2 protein-coding genes are annotated in these 984 nt (G+C 41.9%); both read left to right on the forward strand.

Features of this window, described 5'->3' with window-relative positions:
* The coding region (locus tag ACFIKE_RS11420; RefSeq protein ID WP_375650062.1) for an exodeoxyribonuclease VII large subunit at positions 1 to 751 on the forward strand (751 nt) is incomplete at its 5' end.
* On the forward strand, positions 729 to 984 hold a 256-nt coding region (locus ACFIKE_RS11425), incomplete at its 3' end, for a DNA-3-methyladenine glycosylase I (RefSeq protein ID WP_375650064.1). The genes ACFIKE_RS11420 and ACFIKE_RS11425, both read left to right, overlap by 23 nt.

Consider the following 984-nt stretch of genomic DNA (forward strand, 5'->3'; position numbering starts at 1 on the left):
GGGGTTTAATGATGAAGCTGTTGTTCGTGCTGTTTATGCCTCTGCTCTTCCGGTTATTTCTGCTGTTGGGCATGAAACAGATTGGACTTTGATTGATTATGTCGCCGATTGGCGTGCTCCAACTCCTACAGGAGCTGCAGAAAAGGCTGTTCCTGTTAAGCTTGATCTCGAAGTGTATGTGGCGTCTCTTTGTGCCCGTTTACGCAAGGGATTGATGCGTTATTTTGATTTTCATCAACAGAAATTGCGTGCTATTATAAGAGGGCTTCCGACTGTCGATCAACTTTTCGCTCTACCACGGCGTGGTTTTGATGAAATTTCAAGTCGATTGCTGCGCGCTCTTCATGTGAGCTGCGATAAAAAACAAATTTCTTTTCATGCGCTTGCTATACGTTTTTCACCGCGTTTACTGAATACTGAAAAAGCACAACGCAATACAAAAGAATATACGGCGCGCCTTCATCGTGCTTTTGTGCGTAGTGTGGAAAAACAACGTGCCCAAATGGAGCTTGCATCTAGGCTTTTAAAAAGCACTTCGTATCAAAGTATTTTAGAGCGTGGTTTTGTTTTGGCTTTGGGGAAAGATCATAAGCCCATTAAACGGTTGGTTCAGTTTCCTGAAACAGGGCAAATAAATTTACGCTTTTTTGATGGAGATATCAGTGTTGCAACACAAGAACCTGTTTTTTCTAAACGGTCAAAACACAAGCAGATAAAGTCGCCAAGCGATGATCAAGGAACTCTCTTTTAATAAGGTTAATGCTATGCTTGCGGAAGGTCTTCTTAAGGGAGTGGATGGAAAAGTTCGTTGCGCATGGGCTGGAACGGATCCACTTTATTGTGCTTATCATGATACCGAATGGGGAAAGCCTGTTTTTGAGGATATTCGTTTGTTTGAGAAAATTTGTCTTGAAGGTTTCCAAGCGGGGCTTTCTTGGTTTACAATTTTAAAAAAACGCTCTTTTTTTCGCATTGCATTTGATC

Origin of the sequence: Bartonella sp. MU70NMGDW (assembly GCF_042194085.1) — a bacterium.
GTDB classification, from domain to species: Bacteria; Pseudomonadota; Alphaproteobacteria; order Rhizobiales; family Rhizobiaceae; genus Bartonella; species Bartonella grahamii.